The sequence below is a fragment of the uncultured Duncaniella sp. genome, assembly GCF_910578445.1.
Classification (GTDB): Bacteria; Bacteroidota; Bacteroidia; order Bacteroidales; family Muribaculaceae; genus Duncaniella.
Genome location: NZ_CAJTQC010000058.1, coordinates 1 through 3,090, shown reverse-complemented (window position 1 = coordinate 3,090; position 3,090 = coordinate 1). Strand labels below are relative to the sequence as shown.

Sequence of the window (3,090 nt, the reverse complement as noted above, 5' to 3'; positions counted from 1 at the left end):
TCAAGTGCTAACGTGGCAAAAATTGGCTCAATTTTAGCCGATTTTTCAATAAATTTTAGTAATTTTGAGCCGATAAAACTTTCAGATATGACTCAAGAGATTGAAATCCTTCAGTTTCTTCACTACAATCCGGAGGCATCACGTGCTGAAATAGGCTCGGCATTGACCAATGCCCCAAGTCCGGCAACACTCAAACGATTGATTGCCGATGGTGTCGCCAAGGGACACATTGAGGTTGTAGGTCGTGGACCGGCTACTCGTTATAGACTTACTCCGCAGGCTCATGTGACGATGGAGCTGAACCTTGACACATACTTTGACAAGGATGTCGACGAGCGTCAGGTGCAGGAATCGTTCAATTTTGAGCTCATAAATGAAATTCTTCCAAAGGTGGATTTATTCACCGATGATGAACTGCAACGGCTTGATGACGCACAACAAGTCTTCCGTCAGCATCTCTCGGAGATGTCCGAGTTGGAATATCGTAAAGAGATGGAACGTCTCGGAATCGATTTGTCATGGAAATCTTCGCAGATAGAGGGCAACACTTATTCTTTACTTGAAACTGAAAGGCTGCTGAAAGAGAAACAAACGGCAAGCGGAAAAACCAAGGAGGAAGCCGTGATGCTACTCAATCACAAGGATGCGCTCGACTTTATTCTCGATGTGCCGGACTATCTTAAAGATTTGACTGTCGCCCGTATCGAGGAGATTCATGCGATACTTACAAAAGAATTAGGTGTTGAGAGGAGCATCCGTCATCGCCGTGTCGGTATAACCGGAACAAACTACACTCCGCTTGACAATGAGTTTCAAATCCGGGAGGCTCTTGAAGATAGCGTGCGACTCATAAACGGCAAGAGCAATATCTTCGAGAAAGCCCTTCTCGCACTTGTTTTGCTCAGCTACATTCAGGCGTTCACCGACGGCAACAAGCGCACAGCCAGAATAGTGAGCAACGGTATTCTCATCGCCAACGGCTATTGCCCGATTTCATTCCGCACGGTAGATTCAATCGACTACAAAAAGGCAATGCTGATGTTCTACGAGCAGAACAATATCGCAGCCTTCAAACGCATCTTCATCGACCAATTCCTCTTCGCCGTCAAGACTTACTTTTAGAAAATTTATATGGAACGGTAATCAATCTTACTTTCAAATTTGTTTCAACTATAACAACATATCCAACTATTATGGCTAAGAAGAAATCCAAGAATAACAGCAAGGGACAAAAGCAGCCCGCACTTTCTCCATATCGGTTCATGCGTGAAAAAGCGCGAACCCTGCCAGTTGGCAAATGTTATATCGCTCCTCCTGATTGGCAGGAATCCGGAATGGCTCATGTCATCGTTACCCGAGTGCGACCAAGCGGCAATCTGGTTATGGCATCCTTTCTTGTCGATACGTTCTGTCTCGGCGTAAAGGATGCCGGGTACCATGAAAATATGACTCCGTATGATTTTGAACAGTACCTTGACAATTATAAAAACGGGATGGGACTTGAAGAAATCAGTTATAATGAAGCCCACAACATTATCTATGGAGCAATGGCTTTCGCTGAGGAAGGTGGCATTAAACCGTCAAAAGAGTTTGATCCGGCCGGATATATTCTGGAAGAGGATACGGATGACATACCGCTGATTGAATATGATTTCGGTAAAAACGGCAAACATTTTCTTGTTGTCAATCCTGACAGAAAGGAAATGCCATATTACCATACACTGAAGAAAAACCTTGGCGATGATTTTGAATATGTCATGCCTTTTGGAGAGGAATACGAGGACGACAGTGATGATGACGATGAATACTCTCCGTTATCCAAAATCGACTCTGAGACCATAAAGAAAGCGTTTGAAGGGATGAGCAAATGGCAAGAGGAGTCAGACCGTCATCCCGATGAAAAATACACCTATCAATACCCCGACTATCCTCAGACGCTTTCCGTCAAGAATCAGTTTATAGCGGATGAGCTGCTTTCGCCTGATAATTACAGCTGTCTGCCCCGTGAGGTCATTGACCGGATTCTTGCCCTGCCGAAAGACGAAGCTGCACAAGATATCAGCAATGTCATGCTCTATTCTATCGGCAAAACATATAAAGGTATCAATGATGATACAATCGAGAGTTGGAACAACAGTGCTATTATGCACTCGCTCATACTTCTCGCCCAACTTCAAAGCGACAAGGGTCTTGATGCAGTTTTTGAGATTATGCGACAGACCGATGAGTTTGCCGACTATCATCTTGGCGACCTGACTCCGGAACTACTACACCCTGCTCTTTATGCGTGTGGCAAGGATAATATCACCGCAATAGAAGCGTATCTGAATCAACCCGGACTGGACTCTTATCTCCGCTCACAGGCACCCGATGCTTTAGCAATGATAATCTTCAATCAGCCGGAAAGACGTGGCGAAATTATCGAAGTGTTCCGACGACTTCTGAACAATATGGTTTCAAATCTTCCTGTTCAGAGAGCTTGTGACGGCACATTCGCCGGTTTTGTGATGAGCAATCTGATGGATATAGACGCGAAAGAACTCATCCCCGAAATCAAAGCCACATTCGCAACAGATTGTGTGAATAAGACCATAGCCGGAGACTGCAAAAATGTCATCAAAGACATCGAACTCGGTCGTGGAGCAATACATAATGACAAATATCAGATTCCTGACATATATGAGCAATATGAGAGTCTCAAAAAATTCATAACGAAACCAGAATAGTCCCGTTTTGTACGCTCATCTGTATGTCGCGAAAAGTTAAAGATGCGATATCCCTTTGATAATCGGATTATTGTAGCTACCTTTGCATTGAGTCACTGTTGTCGGTTTGGCAAATGCGACTTGTAACGATTTAAGTAGCAGACGGTTAACCACTTGCAACCATAGAAAATTCACGTCACTTGTACGGATTAGAGTTACACTTATCTGTATATCAACAAATTAACCGCTTCTGCATCGGCAAATGACGTAATTGTCACAATCCGTCACAATCCATTAGTACAGCGTGCTTTACAGCACGCTTTTTTCATACCCTTACTGATGGATTCTAACGGATTCTGACCCCTTTTTCGCCCATTTTTGTATC

2 protein-coding genes are annotated in these 3,090 nt (G+C 43.9%); both read left to right on the top strand.

Annotation, left to right across the window (positions count from 1 at the left end):
- Positions 1 to 87 precede the first annotated feature (87 nt).
- Positions 88 to 1,122, top strand: coding sequence for a Fic family protein (locus tag QZ311_RS12215; RefSeq protein ID WP_297068489.1), 1,035 nt, complete (start codon positions 88 to 90; stop codon positions 1,120 to 1,122).
- 71 nt (positions 1,123 to 1,193) lie between these two features.
- Positions 1,194 to 2,726, top strand: coding sequence for a DUF1186 domain-containing protein (locus QZ311_RS12210; protein ID WP_297068487.1), 1,533 nt, complete (start codon positions 1,194 to 1,196; stop codon positions 2,724 to 2,726).
- Positions 2,727 to 3,090: the final 364 nt, after the last annotated feature.